The organism is Halosimplex yunnanense (assembly GCF_054504345.1).
The window spans coordinates 1-337 of the sequence record NZ_JBTJEL010000006.1; the positions used below are offsets into that span (position 1 = coordinate 1).

Below are 337 nucleotides of genomic sequence, written 5' to 3' on the forward strand. Positions count from 1 at the left end.
GCCGGGAATTGAAACATCTTAGTACCGGTCGGAAAAGAAATCAATCGAGATATCGTTAGTAACCGCGAGTGAACGCGATACAGCCCAAACTGAAGGCTTCGGCCGATGTGGTGTATTGGGCCGGCGATCATCGTCTGAACGCTTCTGTGAAGTCTCCTGGAACGGAGCGCGACACAGGGTGAAAGCCCCGTAACAGAATCTAGTACGACGTGAGCCGGTTCCGGAGTAGCGGGGGTTGGAAATCCCTCGTGAATACGGCAGGCATCTACTGCCAAGGCTAAATACTCCTCGAGACCGATAGCGAACAAGTAGCGCGAGCGAACGCTGAAAAGCACCC

General features: G+C 54.0%; 1 rRNA gene. It reads left to right on the plus strand.

Going from position 1 to position 337, the window contains the following annotated elements:
- A 23S ribosomal RNA gene (locus tag AB2U09_RS00035) occupies positions 1-337 on the plus strand; the annotation flags it as partial.